This window comes from Archangium sp. (assembly GCF_036389735.1).
Classification (GTDB): Bacteria; Myxococcota; Myxococcia; order Myxococcales; family Myxococcaceae; genus Archangium.
In genome coordinates, this window is record NZ_DASVWK010000919.1 from 1 (window position 1) to 4865 (window position 4865).

3 protein-coding genes are annotated in these 4865 nt (G+C 70.4%); all 3 read right to left on the reverse strand.

The window, feature by feature from the left end; genetic code table 11:
- Positions 1-138: 138 nt before the first annotated feature.
- Positions 139-1269 (reverse strand): hypothetical protein, encoded by a 1131-nt coding sequence (locus tag VF794_RS32680; RefSeq protein ID WP_331117034.1) that lies wholly within the window; start codon positions 1267-1269, stop codon positions 139-141.
- Positions 1266-3434 carry a TonB-dependent receptor gene (locus VF794_RS32685; RefSeq protein WP_331117035.1) on the reverse strand — a complete coding sequence of 723 codons (2169 nt, stop codon included), beginning with the start codon at positions 3432-3434 and terminating at the stop codon, positions 1266-1268. The genes VF794_RS32680 and VF794_RS32685 overlap by 4 nt, the downstream gene beginning before the upstream one ends.
- A 78-nt stretch (positions 3435-3512) precedes the next feature.
- Positions 3513-4865 (reverse strand): cyclic nucleotide-binding domain-containing protein (locus VF794_RS32690; protein ID WP_331117036.1); only part of this gene is annotated, 1353 nt, incomplete at its 5' end.

A 4865-nucleotide genomic window follows, 5' to 3' on the forward strand; every position in this document is an offset into this window, starting at 1 on the left:
AGCGGAGATAGCAAGACCCATCAAGGTTCGGCGGAGTTGCTCTCGCCGTAGAGCCCACCGAAACCGCTCAGCCTCGCGTGATGCGCCCCGGGTGCCGACATGGCCCCGGGGCGTGTCATTTTCAAGAGAGGGTTTGGCTCACGGACAGGAGAAGAGCGCATCCAGGGCCGTCACCGCCGCCAGGACATCCACTTCGTCCGGACCTGCCTTCTCCATCTGGTCCTTCAGCACGTTCGCCTGGGCCACGTCACGCGTGCGCGCCTCGCGGTCCAGCAGCGGCACCAACACCTTCAGGAAGGCCCAACGCGTTTCCTTCGCCTCTCCGGACGTGCAGGACAGTTCCTGGAAGCGCTGGCGCATGATGACCACCACGCCCCGCAGCATCGCCTTGTCCAACTGTGTCCGCGCCAGGTCTCTCAGTTCGAGCCGGGTGGCCGGCGTCGCTCGGTCCAGGTCTCGCCAGCAGCGCACCGCCAGCGTCGCGTCATACACGCGCTCGTGCGTCTCCGGCGCCAGTTCCTTCACGTAACGCGCCAGCCCCGCCGGGGCCTCGCGTGGCGTTCCACCCGTGTAGTAGGCCCATGCGCTGTCGCAATCCGCGTCCTTGGTGGTGCAGCTCGTCACCTCGGAGAGCGGCGACACGTAGAGGAACCACAGCAGCGCCGCCTCGATCCGGGCGGCGTTCACCCGCGGCGCCTCGCCCCTCATGCCCGCGGCGAAGGACTCGTTGATGAGGGGCCTGAGTTTCGCTGGCCCCACGCACCGGTCCGGGAAGTCCGTGGGAATACTGGCGCTCGAGTTACACGGCGCGGGCGGTGCCGGATAGTGGATGTCCTCGCGTCGCTCCACCCGCGAGCCGAGTCCCTCGGACTCCGTGTACCTCAGGCGCGCCCGGGTGAAGTCCTCCACCGTAGGCACCTTCGCCCCCCTCCACAGCGTCTCGGCGATGTACTCGAAGGCCCCCACGCGACCGAGGGTGGCGATGCTGTCGTAGAGGCGGTGGTAGGTGTTGTCGTCCGAGATGCACGCGGGCCACGTATCGCGGGCCGAGTCCGCCACGCGTGGCTGATAGTCCGTGGACAGCGGCGCGCAGGTGTTCACGTCCTCCGTGTACGTGGGCCTGGCGATGCACTCGCCTCGAGCGTCGGTGCTGGGAGGCTTGTTGCCCTCCCCGGGTTCGATTCCGCCTCCACCGCAGGCGGTGAGCGCGGCCGCCAGCATCAGCGTGGAGAACCGCGGACGCGCGGACTTCGTAACAGGTTCATTCATGGCAGGGCTCCTTCCAGGGAAAGGATGGCACCCCGGGCCGGGCCATTCACACTCGAGCCGTGGTAGCGGGAGGGGGTGTCCAGCAGGTTCTCCACGACGAGGGCCACCAGCAGCATGTCGCCTCGGCGGTAGGAGAAGCGAGCATCGAACACGGCGAAGCCCGGCGTTCCCCCCAAGGGGATGCGCGCGTCCGCGCGGTCCGCCACCGCGAGCCGCGTCTGCGCGGTGGCCCAACGCAACGCCCCGCCCGCGCCAAAGCCTAGCGGGTGCGTCCAGGCCAGCTCCACCGTGCCGTTGAGTGGAGGCACGCGTGAGAGCGGCACCCGGTACTCGAACGGCAAGGAGGGGTCCGACGGTGGGTCGCCCAGGTTGGGGCCCTCGCCCCATGTCCACGCCACGGTGGCCTTGGAGACGAGGCCCGGTAGCAGCCGCCATCGTGCGGCTGCCTCCAGCCCGCGCAGCTCGGACAGGGCTCGCGCGTTGACGAGCTGGAGGCGTGACCAGGACTCCTGGCATTGGGGAGTGTTGGGCGGACAGTCGCTGGCGTTTCGGGGCCGCTTGCCCACCGCGTCTTCCAGCAGCAGGGTGAAGGCCCACAACTGGAGCGTCACCGGCGCGGTACGTACCCGCACACCCGCCTCCAGCGTGGTGGCCGCCTCCGGGGTCAGGTCGGGGTTCTCGAATTGGAAGCCCGGGCCTGTCTGCTGGCGGGAGGTGAGATCGTCGAGATTTGGCGCACGGAAGGAGTGATCCACGTTGGCCAACAGGGTGAGTCCCTCCACGGGGGTCCACTCCGCCCCCGCGTGACCCACCACGGGCCACCACGCGCGGTCCACCGGGGACGAGCCTGACTCGGCGTCCCCTGGCGCGTGCGCGGCCACCCACGAGGCGCGTGTGCCGGCACGCACCACCACGTGATGGGGCAGCGGCAGCTCGCCGTCGAGGAAGGCGCCGCCGTAGAGGTACCAGGAGCCATCGAGGTACTGCCCGCGGCTGCGCCTCACCGAGACCTCCACGTCGGTGAAGCCGGTGGTGGCCTTGGAACGCAGGAAGTCCACGTAGGTGTCCACACCATAGCCGAGCGTTAGAGGGTGGCCACCGGGTAGCTCGAGGCGTCGGGTGCGTGCCTGGGCGATAAGGCCCAGCGTGTCCACATCGTCTTCCCCGAGCGAGTAGACGGAGGAAGCCGGGCGGTCGTGGCGACGGCGCTCGTGCTGCCGCTGCCAGGAGAGGGTGACACGGGCATCCCGAGCCTGAGGAGCGAGCGCCTCGGCCTTCCACGTGACGTAGGCGAGCGTGCGGAACTGCTGCTCGTAGCGCAGGCACTCGTCATGGGGCGCGTACGGAGGCGCGCACTGGTCCGTGCGCGGCGCATCGTATTGACGGTAGAGATAGCCAGCGAGGGTGAGGGTGTGGCCTGGAGACAGGCGCCACACGGCCCGTCCGTCGGCGGTGAGCTCGTCGAAGCCCGTGCCGAGTTGGGTGCGCCCGTCAGGTGCGAAGCGCGGCACGTCGGGCAGCCCGCCGCCGACAGGGTTGCGCACCGGACCCGCACTCTCCAGGAGCCCCACCCGACGGCCACCCACACCGCCGACGAAGCCCACGCGATCACCCCAGCCTGCTTGGAGTTGCATCCGGCCGCCCCGCTCACGGTCGGCGCTGGCACCCCGGAGGCGGAGGCGGGGCCGGGCCCAGGGTCCTTCGCCGGAGAAGGAGGGCTCCAGCGGATGGGTCAGCACGACACCGCCGAGGGCATCCGAGCCAAACAGGGTGGAGCCTCCGCCGCGCAGCACGTCAATGGATGCGATGGAGTGGGCGTCGAGGGTGAAGAAGTACTGGTTGGGGCCCTGGCGGTAGGTACTGTTGTTGAGACGGATGCCGTCGAAGAGAAGCAGGGTCTGCTGGCCCGTGAGGCCGCGAATGAAGGCGGAGCCCTGACCGTGGCCCGTCTGCTGGATGAAGACACCGGGCTCATAGCGGAGCGCATCCGGAGCGGAGCGGGGCAGACGACGCTCGAGGTCGGCCCGGTGGAGGGTGCTGGAAGCGCGCCCCTCGGGGAGCTCCGAGGACTCGGAAGCCCGCGCCGTGATGGTGGTCTCCCGCTTTTCGCCCCTGCCCTCTTCTGGGGGCGGGACAGGGTGAGGCTCTTCAGCCCCAGCCGTCACCGGAGTTCCGCCCAGCAACCCCGCGAGAACCCCTCCGACCCAGAAGCACCGCTTCCACATTGGACGGCCTTTGCCGCGTCAGAAGAGCAGCAGGTCGTCGAACCGCTCGGTCCCCGACTCACTGGCCTGGGGGCTCACACCCAGCAGCGCCTCCGTCTGGCGCTGCCGCGTCTCCGTCAGCCCGGAGATCAGCTCGAGGATCTGCGGATGGGTGAGGATGAGGGTGTCGAAGACCTCGCGCGGCAGCCGCAGCAGCGAGGTGTTCCGGGAGGCCGTCACGGTGGCGGTGGCGGGTGACTTCTGGAGCAGCGACATCTCCCCGAACAGCTCGCCCTCGCGCAGGTGCGCCAGGGACTGCCCGCCCTTGCTCACCGAGACCTCTCCAGAGAGCACCACGTAGAGGCCATCCACCTGGTTGCCCTCGTGGATGATGACGTCCCCGCGGCGCACCTCGCGGGCGAGGAAGCGCTCCACCAGCTCGCGCCGGTCCTTGCGGCCGAAGGGCTGGAAGAGCGCCGAGGTGTTCACCACGTCCGACAGCAGCCGCTGCCGGCAGAACCGTCGAAGTGCCCGGGCCACCTGCGGGTAGCGGCGGGACAGCTCCGCGAGCACCGGGGCGGAGATCTCCAGCACCTGCGTCTCCTCGGCGACACCCACCACCGAGGCCGAGCGCGGCGCGCCCGATAGGAGCGCCATCTCCCCGAAGAAGGCCCCTTCGTTCAGCACGGCCAGCTCCCGCTGCTCGGCGCCGCTCTGGCGCACGATGCGCACGCTGCCCGCGCAGATGACGTAGAAGGCATCGCCCCGGCTGCCCTGCTCGATGATGTGCGAGCCCTCGGAGAAGCGGCGCAGCGGGCAGCGCTCGAACAGCGCGATGAAGGCGTCTTGAGGCAGGTCCGAGAAGAGGGGAATCTTCGGCAGCCCCCCGTCTGGCGCCGACGTCTCCGAGACCTGCTCCTCGCCACTGACCGAGGCCGGCTCCGCGAGCTGCGCCGCCCCCGCCATCGCCGCCAGCTCCACCGCGTGCAGGAGCGAGTCCGCCTCGATCTCCAGCTCCGTGAAGGGCGTGCTGTCCGGCACCGGGGACTGGAAGCTCACGCCGGCCTGGGGCGTGAATCGCTCGATGCGATGAGCGGCGGGCGCCGCGGTGACCGGCGGGGCGGGCTTGGGCGCGGGCTCCGGTCTGGCGGGGGGTTCGCTCGGCCGGGCATCGGAGGAGCGGCGGGGGCGCAGGCCCGGAGGCGCGGCTTGCGCCACGGCGGACCGGGACGGCGCGGGCTCCTCACTCCCCCGCTCCGCCTCGCTGAGATCCAGCTCCACCTCGATGCCCGGGGAGGCGTCGTCCGAGGTCTCGACCTCCAGCTCGAGCTCGACGGGGGCGCCGGGCTCGAGCCCCATCCGCACGGAAGGAGCCGCGACCGGGGCCGGAGC

Coding starts and splice junctions, on each gene's coding strand:
- VF794_RS32680 (WP_331117034.1), bottom strand. CDS start 1,269: ATGAATGAACCTGTTACGAAGTCCGCGCGTCCGCGGTTCTCCACGCTG.